At 59.9% G+C, this 15,699-nt stretch carries 17 protein-coding genes; 2 read left to right on the top strand and 15 right to left on the bottom strand.

Going from position 1 to position 15,699, the window contains the following annotated elements; all coding sequences use genetic code 11:
* Positions 1–430: 430 nt before the first annotated feature.
* The 11 genes from GIV35_RS21990 to GIV35_RS21940 all read right to left on the bottom strand — a co-directional run bounded on the left by GIV35_RS21990 (position 431) and on the right by GIV35_RS21940 (position 8,429).
* Positions 431–772 (bottom strand): ribonuclease E inhibitor RraB, encoded by a 342-nt coding sequence (locus GIV35_RS21990; RefSeq protein WP_003193463.1) that lies wholly within the window; start codon positions 770–772, stop codon positions 431–433.
* A gap of 213 nt (positions 773–985) precedes the next feature.
* On the bottom strand, positions 986–1,246 hold the full coding sequence (locus GIV35_RS21985) for a hypothetical protein (RefSeq protein ID WP_034126755.1): 261 nt from the start codon (positions 1,244–1,246) through the stop codon (positions 986–988).
* A 79-nt stretch (positions 1,247–1,325) separates the two neighbouring features.
* Positions 1,326–1,931: an START domain-containing protein gene (locus GIV35_RS21980; protein WP_034126754.1), complete on the bottom strand. Its 606-nt coding sequence runs from the start codon at positions 1,929–1,931 to the stop codon at positions 1,326–1,328.
* Positions 1,932–1,972: 41 nt separating this feature from the next.
* A complete protein-coding gene (locus GIV35_RS21975; protein WP_034126753.1) occupies positions 1,973–2,227 on the bottom strand; it encodes a YkgJ family cysteine cluster protein in 255 nt (84 codons plus the stop codon).
* Positions 2,228–2,388: 161 nt separating this feature from the next.
* Complete coding sequence (locus GIV35_RS21970) at positions 2,389–2,880, bottom strand: hypothetical protein (RefSeq protein WP_034126752.1); 492 nt, start codon at positions 2,878–2,880, stop codon at positions 2,389–2,391.
* Between the two features lie 93 nt (positions 2,881–2,973).
* On the bottom strand, positions 2,974–4,413 hold the full coding sequence (locus GIV35_RS21965; protein WP_003193472.1) for an aminotransferase-like domain-containing protein: 1,440 nt from the start codon (positions 4,411–4,413) through the stop codon (positions 2,974–2,976).
* A gap of 265 nt (positions 4,414–4,678) precedes the next feature.
* Positions 4,679–5,491 carry an OmpA family protein gene (locus GIV35_RS21960; RefSeq protein WP_034126751.1) on the bottom strand — a complete coding sequence of 271 codons (813 nt, stop codon included), beginning with the start codon at positions 5,489–5,491 and terminating at the stop codon, positions 4,679–4,681.
* A complete protein-coding gene (locus GIV35_RS21955) occupies positions 5,488–5,850 on the bottom strand; it encodes a DUF4398 domain-containing protein (protein ID WP_223024162.1) in 363 nt (120 codons plus the stop codon). Before GIV35_RS21955 ends, GIV35_RS21960 begins: the two co-directional genes overlap by 4 nt.
* 9 nt (positions 5,851–5,859) lie before the next feature.
* Complete coding sequence (locus tag GIV35_RS21950) at positions 5,860–6,675, bottom strand: substrate-binding periplasmic protein (RefSeq protein WP_236264585.1); 816 nt, start codon at positions 6,673–6,675, stop codon at positions 5,860–5,862.
* 72 nt (positions 6,676–6,747) lie between these two features.
* Positions 6,748–7,677: an electron transfer flavoprotein subunit alpha/FixB family protein gene (locus GIV35_RS21945; RefSeq protein ID WP_236264584.1), complete on the bottom strand. Its 930-nt coding sequence runs from the start codon at positions 7,675–7,677 to the stop codon at positions 6,748–6,750.
* A 2-nt stretch (positions 7,678–7,679) separates the two neighbouring features.
* Complete coding sequence (locus tag GIV35_RS21940; RefSeq protein ID WP_014719538.1) at positions 7,680–8,429, bottom strand: electron transfer flavoprotein subunit beta/FixA family protein; 750 nt, start codon at positions 8,427–8,429, stop codon at positions 7,680–7,682.
* Positions 8,430–8,945: 516 nt separating this feature from the next.
* Between GIV35_RS21940 and GIV35_RS21935 the strand changes: the two genes are divergently transcribed.
* The gene (locus GIV35_RS21935; RefSeq protein WP_034126749.1) at positions 8,946–10,610 is read left to right on the top strand and encodes an electron transfer flavoprotein-ubiquinone oxidoreductase; all 1,665 of its coding nucleotides are present in this window, start codon (positions 8,946–8,948) and stop codon (positions 10,608–10,610) included.
* Positions 10,611–10,778: 168 nt separating this feature from the next.
* Here the strand turns inward: GIV35_RS21935 and GIV35_RS21930 are convergent, their stop codons facing one another.
* Positions 10,779–11,672 (bottom strand): AraC family transcriptional regulator, encoded by an 894-nt coding sequence (locus GIV35_RS21930; protein WP_105227918.1) that lies wholly within the window; start codon positions 11,670–11,672, stop codon positions 10,779–10,781.
* 180 nt (positions 11,673–11,852) lie between these two features.
* On the opposite strand from GIV35_RS21930, the gene GIV35_RS21925 reads away from it, so the two are divergent.
* Positions 11,853–12,905 (top strand): NAD(P)-dependent alcohol dehydrogenase, encoded by a 1,053-nt coding sequence (locus tag GIV35_RS21925; protein WP_236264583.1) that lies wholly within the window; start codon positions 11,853–11,855, stop codon positions 12,903–12,905.
* Here the strand turns inward: GIV35_RS21925 and GIV35_RS21920 are convergent, their stop codons facing one another.
* From GIV35_RS21920 to GIV35_RS21910, 3 genes are all read right to left on the bottom strand, one after another.
* The gene (locus GIV35_RS21920; RefSeq protein ID WP_236264582.1) at positions 12,906–13,709 is read right to left on the bottom strand and encodes an IclR family transcriptional regulator; all 804 of its coding nucleotides are present in this window, start codon (positions 13,707–13,709) and stop codon (positions 12,906–12,908) included.
* Positions 13,710–13,929: 220 nt separating this feature from the next.
* Positions 13,930–14,895: an L-arabinose ABC transporter permease AraH gene (gene araH, locus GIV35_RS21915; protein WP_034126745.1), complete on the bottom strand. Its 966-nt coding sequence runs from the start codon at positions 14,893–14,895 to the stop codon at positions 13,930–13,932.
* Positions 14,896–14,917: 22 nt separating this feature from the next.
* On the bottom strand, positions 14,918–15,699 hold a 782-nt coding region (locus tag GIV35_RS21910; RefSeq protein WP_236485938.1), incomplete at its 5' end, for an ATP-binding cassette domain-containing protein.

Here is a 15,699-nt window from a genome sequence, read left to right as displayed (position 1 = left end):
ACCCGGACTCAAGAACCTTCGCAAGGCCCGTGCCAGCGGCATAAACACTTGATAATCAAACAGTTGCATAATCCGAGGGGATTTGCCGCACCGTCCTGGTGCGCGTAATTGCCTGGGCCACGCCGTACGCTCCGTTGCAATGCGGCGTTTGGCTATCAACAGCATAGTCAGAGTTGATTTCACTGCCCGCCTGCACATGCGGATAATCGCCCACATCGGTTGAACAGGACGTGTCCTACAGCCAAACCCTTTGCACATTCAGTAACGTATTGACTCGTGTACTGATGACTCCTCGGTCTTCCCTTTCCGCCACCCTATTCGGGTGGCTTTTTTTTGCGCCTGAAACGGCAGTTTCCGTTGCGACGGTAGCCCAAACAAAATCGGCCGACCCAAAGGTCAGCCGATACGCTGTGCTGCTCATAAATACCAACTACATGGGTAACCCACGCACCTCCTGCTTGACGCCCCATCCTTCGATGATCCCTCCCAGGGGCTCGACCACCGCTTCAAAGTCTTGCTCGAAGTCTCCTATGCCGTCGTAGGTTGCGAACATGATTTTGCTCAGTTCCAGGTACCAGGCGCCATCGTCGCGCGCGCTGACCTGGGCGTTGAGGGACTCCCCACGAAATCGACCCGCAGCCCTGCGCGCCCGTTCCTCATCCGGGAAAATGGCGTAGAACTCGATGGGGTGAAAGCGCGAGAAATCAAAGCCGCCTTCTTTCATGCGGCGCAGTACGTTGGTGCTGATGTCTTCTTGATAGGCTGTGCTCATGAAACGTCCTCCTCACACCGATGGATAGACTTTCCGTGCTTCCTGAAGCCCCGCGCCCTGCTGACGCGGGCACCACGGCATAACAACACCGCAGGAAAACAAGCATGTAGCTGACAAGACCAGACCTTAGCGATTCATTCGCTGATCTCGATTGCAGAGTAGCGTGAAGCTATCGCCGCCACCAGAGGTGCTTGAAGGGTCTATAGAAAATGTTCAGGCCGCGGGTTCGACCTTGAGGTCCTTGATACCATTCTGATCATGCAGGCTCTTGACCGTGGGGTCGGGGACACGGTCGGCAAGATCGTTAAGGTCCAGCTTTTCCAACACCGGCGACACACGCACGCGCACCATTTGTGCGGCTTCTTCCAGCGTCGGCTCATGCTCGCAGTCGAATTGCTCGACTACCGGCTCGCCGCGGTCGTTGATGAAAGAAACATTCCACTTCGGCATCGGTGCCTCCTCGATAAAACCCATAGGTGGGCTTACTTCTATCTGGACCGTGAGGGCTCGCCAAACGTTCCACTCAAGGCCGGAGGCACCGGATCAACTGCACTTATTTTTCAGCGTGTTCTTTCAAGGCTTTCAAGGTGTTGAACGGCGCGTCCACCACAAACTTGTTGGCCAGCCACGACGGCACGCTGCCGCCTGGCTCGGTGTGTACCTGGTAGGTGACTTCGGTCTGGTTATCGCCCTTTGGCACCAGTTTCCAGAAACCCTCCACCTGGGCGACCCGCACGTAGCCTTTTGCTTCAGGCTTGTAGGTCGGCACGCCTTCCAGCTTGCGCGTGACGGTGCCGTCAGCGGCTTTGGTGGTGGTGACGTGGATGTACGAGTCGCGGTCCGTCACAGGGAACGGGGCCTTGAACTGGGTGTAGGTCCAGGCTTCGTCGCCTTTCTTGTCGACGAGCTTCTGGGATTTGCATTCATGGATCCATGCGCAAGCACCGACCACATCTTCCTGCAGCGCCTGGACCTTGGCCAAAGGCGCTTTGATCACGGTCACGCCGCGATAGGCCTTGTACTTGGAACCGGCAATCTCGCTCAGCGACACCTTGATACCGTCTTCGTCCTTGGCGACTTGCCAATCCTCAGCCTGGGCAGTGGCCGCAAACAACAGCGTAAAACCGCACAGCACAGCCACTCGTTTCAGCGAACCCATCGTTGTATTCCTTATTGTTGAAGTTCCGATAGTAAAGCCCATCAAGCCGCCGTCATCTGCTCCCACCAGCCGATCAGGCGGATGGCATCGGCCTGGTCGTTGCCGCACACCTCAATATCGGCCTTGAAATCACTGCACACGGCTGGCCGCTGCGGTTGACCGAACAACTGGCACAGTTGTTCCACCGACAGGTGCACGCAGCGAACGCCAGCGGGTTTGCCCTGAGGCATTCCGGGTAGTGGCGAACTGATGGAGGGGGCAATGCAGCAGGCGCCACAGCCTTCACGGCATTTCATGACCAGCAGGTCCTCGACGACTCAATAGGGATGGCCGGGCTAGAGTACGCCCTTAAACAGCTGTTTTAAAATGGCCCAACAGGGTTTTTCGCACAAAACAAAAATGACCAACCAGTCTGCGACAGATGGTCGGCAACCTGGGTCACCTGTGGACCGAAAGTTTATTGCTTGAATTCGAAATCCAGCGCAGCCCCTTCTACATCACGGCGCTCTTCGTTACGCAGTTGCAGCTTCATCTCATTGCTGAGCAAGCGGCCGTTGATCTGGAACGCACTGTTGTCGGTGGGCTTTTCACCAAACATCGGCGGCAACAGAGGCACGCTCTTGGGCTTGGGCATGGTGCCAATGGGTTGCAAGTGCCTGACCATGTCCGAAGGCAGGGACAGGTCCAACTGTGCCGGTGGCAGTTTGGTCTGGGCGACCTCATGGGCCGACTTGGACTTGCTCGCCACGGGTGCACGCTTTTTGGTCGAAGCGGCTTTTTTTTGCGCAGCAGGGGATTTTTTCGCAGGCGTTGGCTGCTTGGCTGAGGTCTTTTGCTCGGCACCGACAACAGGCTTGCCTTCAGCCACAGGTGCTGCCGCCAGCACGCTACCGGCATTGCACAGGCTCAGCAGACCAAGCATCAACGTAACGCGAAAAATAGAAGTCATATCGCCAACAGCATTAACGGCAGAAGGCCATATGCTCGCTTGTTGTGCGCGGCATGACAAGGGCACAGATCAGTCTTGTCCCCTTTGCTCGCCTCAAAAACCCGCTGCGGCCTCTTGGCACAGCTGGCTGGCAAGCATTCCCAGGGTCATCAACGCCCTCTCCGCCTCGCGGTTCCACGGCGTGCCGCAATTGAGGCGAATACAGTGGTTGAACTGTTCGGTATTACTGAAAATCAGCCCTGGCGCAATGCTGATGCCTTGTTGCAGGGCACGCACATGCAGTTCCTGAGTATTGACCCGCCCCGGCAAACTGACCCACAGGATAAAGCCGCCGGTCGGGCGGGTCATCTGGGTGCCCTCGGGGAAATACTGCTGCACCGCCAATTGGAAGGCGCTGAGGTTCTTGCGGTATTCCTGGCGGATGTAGCGCAAATGACGGTCGTAGCCACCGTTTTCCAGATAGGCCGCGACGCCCATCTGGGTGACGCTGCATGCCGAATGCGTGCTGAACATCTGCAGGCGCTGGATTTCCTGCTGGTATTTACCGGCAATCATCCAGCCAATGCGTACGCCCGGCGACAAGGTCTTGGAAAAGCTTGAGCAATAGATCACCCGGTCGAGGCGGTCGTAGGCCTTGAGGGCTTTGGTGCGGCCGAGTTCGAACATCAACTCGCCGTAAATATCATCTTCGACGATCTGGATATCAAAGTCCGACGCCAGGCGCAGCAACTGTTTCTGCCGCTCCTCTGGCATGGTGCCGCCCAGCGGGTTACTCAAGCGCGTAGTCAGCACCAGCGCCTTGATCGACCATTGGTTGGCGGCCAGTTGCAGGGCTTCCAGGCTCATGCCCGTGGCAGGGTCACTGGGGATCTCGATCACCTTGAGGCCCAGCAAATCAGCCAATTGCAGCAAGCCGTAATAGGTCGGCGACTCAGCCGCGATCAGGTCGCCAGGGCGCGTCAGCACGCGCAGCGACATTTGCAAGGCGTCGACACAGCCGTGGGTGATCACCACTTCGGAAGGGTCCACTACCACCCCGGCATCGCGCATGCGGATCGCCACCTGGCGCCGCAGGGGTTCAAAGCCAGGGCTGAACATGTAGCTGAAGGCCCGTGGGCTCTGGAAACGCGTGACCTTGGCCAACTGCTGATGCAGTGCCCGCACTGGCAGGTAGTCGACACTCGGCACCGCCGCGCCCAAGGGAAACACCCCTTCACGGCGCGACTCGACCAGCACCTGCTGGATGATACTGCTACGGGTGACCAACCCTGGGCGCTCGACCCGTGCGATATCAGGCGTAGGCGCCGTGAGTGCTGGCGTCTGGTGCACGTAGTAGCCCGACTGCGGCCGCGCCCGGATCAGCCCCTGGTCTTCCAGGTTGGCATAGGCCTGCAGCACCGTGGCATGGCTTACATTGAGCTGGGAACTCATCTTGCGCACCGACGGCACGCGCTCCCCCGGTTGGTAGACACCGCGGCGGATGTCCTCAGCCAGTTGCTGGGCAATACGTTGGTAAAGCAACAGATTGGTCATGACGCAGCACTCGATTTCACGGGCATTTTATTTTTGTGTGAAACATACCGGCACAGTTTAGAAGTGTACGGGGACAGTTGCCACAATAGTCGAGCGTGGGCGGGAGTGACAGTAAAAACTGCCGGGGGAGCTGGGGTGGGCATCGCCGAAACGAAATGTGGGAGCGGGCTTGCTCGCGAAGGCGGTGTGTCAGTCAGCACATCCAGTACTGAGCCACCGCATTCGCGAGCAAGCCCGCTCCCACAATTTGGATCTGCGTCAGCTATTAGCGCGCAGCGCCCAATTGGCCCTTCTCGTCAGAGAACACAATTTCCACCCGACGATTCTGTGCACGACCACGCTCGGAGGCATTGGCTTCCACCGGGTATTGGTCGCCATACCCCTCGACCTCAATGCGTTTGTCATCGATACCCAGGTCCATCAACAGGTCGGCCACCGATTGAGCCCGGTCGCGGGACAGTTTCAGGTTTTCCTGCTCGCCACCGGTGTTGTCGGTGTAGCCCTCGATGCGCACCCGACGCTTGGGGTTCAGTTGCAGGAATTGCACGATCTTGAGCACCGTGCGGTTGGCCGAGTTCTGCAGCTCCGCTTCGCCGGTGTCGAACAGTACGTCGCCCAGGGTCATCACCAGGCCACGGTCGGTCTGGGTGGTGAGGCTGGCGATTTGCGCTTCAACCCACTTGCCCTGCTGTTGCACGCTGGCCAGCTTGTTTTCGCGCAAGGCCAGTTGCAGGCGCTGACGTTCCAACTCCAGTTGGGTGCCGCGCTCGGCATTCAGGCCCTGCTGGGTGTGCTCTCGGGCGATGGCGCTGTAGCGCTGGCTCAGGTAGGCGTAATGCACCACATCGGAGCCGCTGCCCCAGTAGCTGGACAGGCGATCGGCGCGGGCCAGGGACTCTCCGGCGCGGATCACGTCCTTGGGCGCGAAGCGCAGCACGTTGGCGTCTTCCTTGACCTTTTGAAAGTCATCGCCGGCCTGCTGCAACGCCTGCTCACTCGTGGGTTGGCTCGCACAGCCGCCCAAGGCCACGCTGCCCAGCAGCAGTACACAGCTCAGGCCACGGATCATCGGGCTCATTGTGCTTCTCCCAACTGCAGCTGCTTACGCAGGCGAGTGATACGGGTATTGAGCACGTTCAATTGTTCCTGGCTCTTGCCCGTCAGCACTTTGGCTTCGGCCAGGCGTGCGTCCAGCTCAGCCTGCTCGGCGCGCATACGCGCTCGCTTGTAGGATTGGTCGGCCATGTTGCCCTTGGCCCGGGCGAATTTTTCTTCGGCCAGCTTCAGTTCGGGGGATTCATCGGTGTTGGCCCCGACCGCGGTGGCTTGTTCCAAGGCTTGCTGGGTCAGGCGCATTTGTTCGATCGGCGCAGGATCGGTTGCGCATCCCGCCAGCGCGACAACGGCGAGGGCCGCGAAAAGAGCTCGATAAATCACTGTAAATCCCTACTTTGTTGGGGTGCCGACAGGTTGTTGCAGTTGCGCTTTCCAACGCTCCAGATTGCGCTGCAGCGCGGCTTGAGCGGCACCGGAGGCGGGCAATTCTGTCATCTTTTTCGTCAGCTGTCCGCGAAGCCAAGGATCATTGCAGGCCGAGTTGTGGGAAATCGCCAGGTACAGGCCAGGCTGATCGACAGGCACCTCATGGGCCACCAGGTCATTACTCATACCCAGGGTCTGGGCCATGGCCATGCCGGAATAGCGCCCAGCCAGCACGTAGTCCACCTCACCGAGCAACAGTTTCTGGAAAGCCGGCGTCAAATTGGGCAGGCGTTGCAGGTTGAGTTGCTGGCTGGCGAAGGTTTCGAACTCCGCGCTCAAGCGCGCACGTTCCGAGACTGCGCCTTTGTGGCCGTGCAAATCGGCGGCGGTGGAATAGACCACGGCTGAATCCCTAAGCGTCCATACCAGGTAGTCGGTCTGCATCAGCGCCGGATGGATGTAGTCGAAGTGGTCCAGCTCACCCAGATTCAGCGGTGCGTCGGCGAGAATGTCCATGCGCCCGCTACGCGCTTCCTCCAGGGCCAGGGAGCGTTTGCCGCCGTAGAGCAGGTCGATTTTCAGCCCGAGCTCCTTGCCCACTTGTTGCAGCACGTCAGCGGTCGCGCCGATCAGGTGCGTAGGGTCCTGGGGGTCACGCCAGAGTAATGGCGGTGCGTCCGGGCTGCCAGTGATCACCAGACGCTCGCACTTGCCGGCGGCGAGCGTCAGGCTCGGCAGCAGCGTAAGGCCCAGCAGTAAGGCCCAGGGGCGCAGTTCCATGGCAAGACTCTCCCGATCAGTAAAAAAAAACCCGGTCATAAGACCGGGCTCTTTATAAGTGAAGCGGCTGGATTAGACCAGCTTCTCCAATTCAGGTACGGCTTCGAACAAGTCCGCCACCAGGCCATAATCGGCGACCTGGAAGATCGGCGCTTCTTCGTCCTTGTTGATCGCAACGATCACTTTGGAGTCTTTCATACCGGCCAAGTGCTGGATCGCGCCGGAGATACCGACGGCGATGTACAGCTGTGGCGCAACGATCTTGCCGGTCTGGCCGACCTGCATGTCGTTGGGTACGAAACCTGCATCAACGGCTGCGCGGGAAGCGCCGACCGCAGCGCCCAACTTGTCGGCCAGGGCGTACAGGTGTTTGAAGTTGTCACCGTTCTGCATGCCACGCCCGCCGGAAACGACGATCTTGGCAGCGGTCAGTTCAGGACGGTCCGACTTGGCCAGCTCTTCGCCGACGAAGCTGGAAGTGCCAGCGTCGTGGGCAGCGGAGACGGCTTCAACGGCAGCCGAGCCACCTTCGGCGGCAACCGGGTCGAAACCGGTGGCACGCACGGTGATGACCTTGACCGAGGCGTTGGACTGCACGGTAGCGATGGCGTTGCCGGCGTAGATCGGGCGCTTGAAGGTATCGGCGCTTTCTACCGAGATGATCTCGGAGATCTGGTCAACGTCCAGCTGCGCGGCAACGCGTGGCAGGATGTTTTTGCCGTTGGAGGTAGCGGCGGCCAGGATGTGGCTGTAGCCAGCGCCAAGCTCGGCGACCAGCGGTGCAACGTTTTCCGGCAGCTGGTGCGCATAAGCGGCATTGTCAGCGTTCAGGACTTTGCTCACGCCTGCGATTTTTGCAGCCGCTTCAGCCACGGCGCCAGCGCCCTGACCAGCAACCAGCACGTGGATGTCCCCACCGATTTTAGCGGCAGCGGCCACGGTGTTCAGGGTGGCCGGGGCCAGTACCTTGTTGTTGTGTTCAGCGATTACCAAGATAGTCATGATTAGATTACCTTCGCTTCGTTTTTCAGTTTCTCGACCAGTTCAGCCACCGACTTGACCTTGATGCCCGCGCTGCGTGCAGCCGGCGCTTCGACTTTGACGGTCTTGTTGGTAGAGGCGGTGGAAACGCCCAAAGCGTCCGGAGTCAGCGTCTCCAGAGGCTTCTTCTTGGCTTTCATGATGTTTGGCAGGGACGCATAACGCGGCTCGTTCAAACGCAGGTCGGTGGTGACGATAGCCGGCAGTTTCAGGGAAACCGTTTGGGCGCCGCCGTCGATTTCACGGGTGACCGCAACGCTGTCGCCGCTCACTTCGACTTTCGAAGCGAAGGTGCCCTGGCCGTAACCGGTCAGTGCAGCCAACATCTGGCCAGTCTGGTTGTTGTCGCTGTCGATGGCTTGTTTGCCCAGGATCACCAGTTGTGGCTGCTCCTTGTCGACAACGGCCTTGAGCAGCTTGGCAACGGCCAGGGAGGTCAGCTCTTCAGCGGACTCCACCAGAATGGCGCGGTCGGCGCCCAGGGCCAAAGCGGTACGCAACTGCTCTTGGGCAGTGGTCGGCCCGATGGACACCACGACGATTTCCGTCGCCACGCCTTTCTCTTTCAGGCGTACGGCTTCTTCCACAGCGATTTCGCAGAAAGGGTTCATCGACATCTTGACGTTAGCAAGGTCGACGCCGGAATTGTCCGCCTTGACGCGAACTTTCACGTTGTAATCGACAACGCGTTTGACAGCTACAAGAACCTTCATGGATTCCTCGTTACTCTCCGGTGAAAAGAAAGTCGCCTAGGCGAACCTGGCGGTTGATGCTCATCGGCACACAAGGGCACCTCCAAAGACCTCGGCAGTGGCCTTGCACACGGGAAATGACGACCGTTCGTCAGTGGTGACTGAGAGGTCATTCTTTATCGCGGCGTGTAAACTGCGCTCCAACGTTTGGGGGCGCATCACCTTTATTGCCTTCGGCCTGTCTTTGGACGTGCTCTTGAAACCTGCAGTCTGCCTACGGGAAGCGCAAAACCGACCGTATCTTGACCGGAACGCCTATTCTGGTCAATACGGCAAAATGGTCAGTCATAAGCCCCGTTGCTTTGATTTATCTAGGCTGCAGGCAATTCAAACAAACGTTTGTATTGGACGCTGTCAGTGGTCTATATATAATGCGCCACCTAGAGAGACAGGTGGGTGCTGCCTTCGCGCAGAACCACACCGAACCTCCACCCATTAGAAAAAAAAGCCTGTTGAGCCTTGAGTAGGAGATAGCCTGTGGAACGCGAATACATGGAATTCGACGTGGTCATCGTCGGCGCTGGCCCGGCTGGCCTGTCTGCCGCCTGCCGACTGAAGCAGAAGGCCGCCGAAGCCGGTAAGGAAATCAGCGTCTGCGTGGTCGAGAAAGGCTCCGAAGTCGGCGCCCATATCCTCTCCGGTGCCGTGTTTGAACCACGTGCCCTGAACGAGCTGTTCCCGGACTGGAAAGCACTCGGCGCCCCGCTCAACACGCCCGTGGTGCGCGATGACATCTATGTACTGCGCAGCCCGGAAGCCTCCACCAAGGTGCCCGACTTCTTTGTGCCCAAGACCATGCACAACGAAGGCAACTACATCATTTCCCTGGGCAACCTGTGCCGCTGGCTGGCCCAGCAGGCCGAGAACCTCGGAGTGGAAATCTACCCAGGCTTCGCCGCCCAGGAAGCGCTGTTCGACGAGAACGGCGTGGTACGCGGCATCATCACCGGCGACCTCGGCGTCGACCGTGAAGGCAAGCCAAAAGACGGCCTGTACACCCCGGGCATGGAACTGCGTGGCAAGTACACGCTGTTCGCCGAAGGTTGCCGTGGCCACATCGGCAAGCAACTGATCCAGCGCTTCAACCTGGACAGCGACGCCGACGCCCAGCACTACGGCATTGGCCTGAAGGAAATCTGGGAAATCGACCCAGCCAAGCATCAGCCGGGCCTGGTGGTGCACACCGCCGGTTGGCCGCTGGACATCATGGGTAAAGAGAACACCGGTGGCTCGTTCCTTTATCACCTGGAAAACAATCAAGTCGTGGTCGGGCTGATCGTCGACCTGTCCTACAGCAACACCTTCCTGTCGCCGTTCGATGAATTCCAGCGCCTCAAGCACCACCCGGTGCTGGCCCAGTACCTGGAAGGCGGCAAGCGGGTCAGCTACGGCGCCCGCGCGATCTGCAAAGGTGGCCTGAATTCGCTGCCGAAGATGGTCTTCAAGGGCGGCGCGCTGATCGGTTGCGATCTGGGCACCCTGAACTTCGCCAAGATCAAAGGCAGTCACACCGCGATGAAGTCCGGCATGCTCGCCGCCGACGCCGTGGCCGACCGCCTGTTTGCCGAATCCGAGGGCGGTGATGAGCTGACCACATATGTCGACAGCTTCAAAGCCAGCTGGCTGTACGAAGAACTGTTCGCCAGCCGTAATTTCGGCCCGGCCGTGCACAAGTTCGGCGCAATCATCGGCGGCGGTTTCAACTGGCTCGACCAGAACATTTTCGGCGGCAAGATCCCTTTCACCCTGCACGACACCAAGCCGGACTACGCCTGCCTGAAGCTGGCCAAAGACAGCCAGAAGATCGACTACCCCAAACCCGACGGCAAGCTGAGCTTCGACAAACTGAGCTCGGTGTTCATCTCCGGCACCAACCATGAAGAAGAGCAGCCGTGCCACTTGAAGCTCAAAGACCCAAGCATCCCGATCGGCACCAACCTGCCGCTCTACGATGAACCGGCGCAGCGCTACTGCCCGGCTGGCGTGTATGAAGTGGTGACCAAGGAAGACGGCGAGAAACGCTTCCAGATCAACGCCCAGAACTGCGTGCACTGCAAGACCTGTGATATCAAGGACCCTTCGCAGAACATCACCTGGGTGACGCCGGAAGGTGCGGGTGGGCCGACTTACCCGAATATGTAAGTCGTTCGCTTAACCAGAAAAGGCTCCCGAGATGGGAGCCTTTTTTGTGGGCGGCATCGATCAAAATGTGGGAGCTGGCTTGCCTGCGATGGCGGTCTTCAGGTGCCAAATGTATAGCTGACCCACCGTTATCGCAGGCAAGCCAGCTCCCACAATGACCTCGTGGTGTCAGGCGGCCCGCTCTTCCCCCGGGTTGCGCAGGAAATAGCGCTTGTACTCCCGACTGAACTGCGACGTGCTCTGGTACCCCACCTTGTGCGCCGCCTGCGCCACGCTCATGCCTTCCACCAGCAGCAACTGCTGGGCCTTCAATAACCGCAGGCGCTTGAGGTACTGCACTGGCGATAACAAGGTGCAGCGCTTGAAATGCTCATGAAAGGTCGACGCACTCATGTGCGCATACCCGGCCAACGTCTCGATATTCAGCGGCTCGGCGTAATGGGCATGCAGGTGATTCAATGAGGTGGCGATGCGCGAAAACTGCCCCTGTTGTTCCACCAGCGCACGCAACACATCGGCCTGAGGCCCACGCAAGGCGGTGAACAACAATTCGCGCACCCGCGCAGGCCCCATGATCCGGCTTTCCAGCGGATCGTGCAGGCACTGCAACAACCGCTCGACGCAGCCGCGCATGGCATCATCGAGCACCACCGAGCTCATCGACTCCAAGGTCTGCGCGGTCGGCGGCGGCCCGGCCTGCATACCCATGGCAATCACCAACTCGCCCAACACCACCCGATCGATGCCTACCGTAACGCCATACAGGGGCGCCTCGGGGGCCATGGCAAAGGTCTCGCATTCGAACGGCACCGGCATCGCCTGGATCAGGTAATGTCCGGCGCCATACTCCAACGTGCGCGGGCCGAGGTAGGCGACCTTGCTGCCCTGGGCCACGAACATCAGGCTTGGTTCATAGATCTGCGGCCCACGCGCCACATCGCAACTGGCACGCAGCACCTGCACACCGGGCAGGTGAGTCGGGGAAAAACCATCGCGGGGCGTGAGCCCTTCGATCAAGGAAACCAGCGTGGCATTGGCGTCTAAATGGCGGGTCAACAGCATGGCAAAAAACTTCGCGAATAAGGGATGACACCATCATCGCAGGTCTGGCGGCCAATATATCCAAACCTCAGGCACTGCCGGACGAATAGGCATGAGACTCGGAGCAATTGCCATGTTCGCGCCAGGGGCCGGCGCGCAGAATTTGCCGCCTCTGCAGTCCAAGCTTTTGTGAGGTTTACTATGTACACCGCCATCGGTTACGCCGCCCAGTCGGCCACCACGCCCCTCGCCCCAATGTCATTTGAACGCCGCAGCCCGCGCGTCGATGACGTGGCCATCGAGATTCTTTACTGCGGCGTGTGCCACTCCGACATCCACCAGGCGCGCAACGAATGGGGCATCGCCGTGTACCCGCTGATGCCGGGCCACGAGATTGTCGGCAAAGTCACCGCGGTCGGCGCCAACGTGACTGCCCATAAAGTCGGTGACCTGGTTGGCGTGGGTTGCATGGTGGACTCGTGCCGTCACTGCGAAGCCTGCCAATCAGACCTTGAGCAATACTGCCTCGAAGGCCCGACCATGACCTACGCCACGCCGGACCGCGTGGATGGCAGCAACACCATGGGCGGCTACTCCGATAGCATCGTGGTCAGCGAGCATTTCGTGGTGAAGATCCCGGCCAAGCTCGACCTGGCCAGCGCTGCGCCGATCCTGTGCGCAGGCATCACCACCTACTCGCCCCTCAAGCACTACGGCGTAAAGGCCGGCGATAAAGTCGGGATTCTCGGCATGGGTGGCCTGGGCCACATGGGCATCAAGTTCGCCAAGGCCATGGGCGCCGAAGTCACCTTGTTCACACGCTCGGCCAGCAAGGCCGAGGAAGGCCGTCGCCAGGGCGCCGACCATGTGATCGTGTCCACGGATGCCGAGCAGATGAAAGCCGCTGCCGGGCACTTCGATTTCCTGCTGGACACCATCCCGGTCCAGCACGACCTGAACCCCTACCTCGATGTGCTGCGCTTTGACGGCGTGCATATCCTGATCGGCCTGATCGAGCCGGTGGACCCACCCGTCAACGCTGCCAAGCTGGTGCTGGGTCGTAAAGTCTTGGCCGGCTCGCTGATCGGCGGCATTGCCGAAACCCAGGAAGTCCTGGATTTCTGCGCCGAGCATGGCATTACCTGCGACATCGAGATGCTCGACATCCGGCAGATCAACGAAGCTTATGCGCGCATGATTGCCGGTGATGTGAAGTACCGCTTTGTCATCGACATGGCGAGCCTGAAAGCCTGATCAGGCCTTGGCGCCCAACTCCGCTGACAGCCGGGCTGCGACCTGTTTGATCACAGGGATCAGTTCGGCCATTTTCTCCAGCGGCATGTAGGGCACCGTACTGGCAATGCTGATGCCGGCGACAATGCGCCCGCTGGCATCGCGCACCGGTGCGGCCACGCAGCGGATCGAAGGCTCGTTGTCTTCGAGATCAAACGCGTAGCCACCCTCTACATACTCATGCATGCGCTGTTCGAACTGCGCCCAGGATTGCTCCGGGTGCTGCGGCCATTGCAGGCTCTTGCCCACCGCCGGCAAGCTCGCCTCATACAAGCGCTGCCACTCCTGCGGCGAATCATCCAGCATCAACGCCTTGCCGATACCAGTGCGCGCCAGCGGCATGCGATGGCCGACCCGCGAGCGCATTTCCGGCCCATTGCGGCCGGGGTTCTTGTGCAGGTAAAGCACCTCGTCGTACTCACGAATCGCCAGGTGAATGGTGTCGCCGGTCAGCGCCGACAACTCATCCAGGTAGGGCACCGCCAGGTTCACCAAGGGCAACTCTTCACGGGCCTGGAACCCCAACTCGATCAGCTTGGGCCCCAGCAGATAACCGACCTGGGGCACCACGCGCAGGTAACGCTCGTCCACCAGGCAACTGGCCAGGCGGTGCGTTGTGCTGCGCGTGGTGCCGATGCGCCGGGCGATCTCCTTGAGATCCCGCGCACCAGCCGCCACCGCTTGCACCACGCCCAGGCCGCGCAACAGGGTCTGGGTACCGGTGGGGGCGGCGTCTTTGACGGGGGTGTGGACGTTTTCCTGCATATCGGGCCTATAAGTATGAAAGCGGGGGCATTATGGCAAATACCGCCCTCCTGAACACAGGAGATCCAAAGTGGGAGCTGGCTTGCTGTGGCGAGGGAGCTTGCTCCCGTTCGACAGCGCAGCTGGAGCCGGCTTTTGGGGGCGCTTCGCACCCCAGCGCAAGCAAGCTTGCTCGCCACAGCAAGCCAGCTCCCACAGTTTGATCTTCACAGGGCGAACATTAACGTTGTTTCATGCGGTCGATTATCACCGCCAGCAACAGGATCGAGCCACGAATCACATATTGGTAAAAGGTATCGATGTTCTTCAGGTTCATCGCATTCTCGATGATCGCCAGAATCAACACCCCGGCAATCACATGGCGGATCATGCCGATGCCACCGCTCAGCGACACCCCGCCCAGCACACAAGCCGAGATCACGGTCAGTTCGAACCCCTGGCCAATCATCGGCTGGCCCGAGGTCATGCGTGACGCGAGGATCACCCCGGCCAATGCGCCGATCAAACCATGCACGGCAAAAATGATGATCTTGGTGCGATCGACATTGACCCCGGCGAGCAACGCGGCTTCCTGGTTGCCGCCAATGGCCATGGTGTTGCGCCCATAGGTGGTGTAATTGAGCAGCCAGCCAAAGAACACAAAGCACAGGACGGTGATGATGATCGGCACCGGCACGCCCAGCAGTTGGCCGTTGCCGAACACGAAGAACCCTTCATTCATCACCCCCACCGCCTTGCCGTTGGAGAAGATGTAGGCCAGGCCGCGCACGATCTGCATGGTCGCCAGGGTGGCAATCAACGCATTGATGCGCAGCTTGGCGATCACGATGCCGTTGATCAGCCCTACCACCAGGCCCATGGCCAAGGCCGCCGACACGCCGAGTACCACGCTGTCGGTGTCGCGCATCACGATGCCCGCCACCACCCCGGCGCAGGCGATCACCGAGCCTACCGACAAGTCGAAGTGCCCTGAGGCCAGGCAGAACAACATGGTGCACGCAGCAATACCGACAGTCGAAATCGCCAGGCCCAGACCGCGCATGTTCAGCGGTGAGAGGAAGTTATCGATGAACACCGCGCTGAGCACAAAAATGCCCAGTGCCGCCAGCAGCATCACCCAGTCATCGAGAAATTTGCGCTGATTGAAACCCGGCCAGAAACCCTTTGCAGTTTTTACCTCAGACATAGCCAAACCCTCTTGTTCTTGTTCAAGCCCGCGACTGTGGCAGCGCCAGTTGCAGCAGGCGCGCTTCATCCGCTTGGGCGCGGGGCAACTCACCGGTCAAGGCGCCCTCACTCATCACCAGGATGCGGTCGGAGATGCCCATCACCTCCATCAGGTCGCTGGACACCACGATCACCGCTATGCCGCTGGCCGCCAGGTTATGGATGATTTGGTAGATCTCCGACTTGGCGCCGATGTCGATACCCCGGGTGGGTTCGTCCAGCAGCAGGACCTTCATCGGCATCGACAACCAGCGGCCGAGGATGGCCTTCTGCTGATTGCCGCCGGACAGGTACATGATCTTCTGCGCCGCGTTCGGCGTTTTGACCCGCATCGCCTGAATCTGTCGGTCGGCGTTACCTTTCTCCCAGCCTTCGCGCAACAGCCAGCCAAAGGTGGAATGGGCACCACGGGCGCTGATGTTGATGTTTTCAGCGACGCTGCCCAGCGGGATGATGCCCTCTTTCTTGCGATCCTCCGGACACAGCAATACCCCGGCGGCGATGGCGTCGCGGGGTGAGCGCAGTTGCAGCGCTTGCCCCCACAGTTCCAGGCTGCCGGCACTGGCGCGCTCTAACCCACTGAGCAGGCGAAACAGCTCGGTACGCCCCGCGCCCACTAGCCCGAACAGGCCCAGAATCTCGCCCTTGCGCACCTGGAAACTGATCGGTTCACGCAGGCCAGGACCGAGCAAGCCGTCGACCTTGAGCGCCACTTCGCCCTGCTCACGCGGTCGGTAATCGTAGATATCCTGGATATCGCGAC

The sequence above is a fragment of the Pseudomonas sp. PA-1-6B genome, assembly GCF_021609545.1.
GTDB lineage: Bacteria > Pseudomonadota > Gammaproteobacteria > Pseudomonadales > Pseudomonadaceae > Aquipseudomonas > Aquipseudomonas fluorescens_BV.
This window is presented reverse-complemented; position numbering and strand designations above follow the sequence as displayed.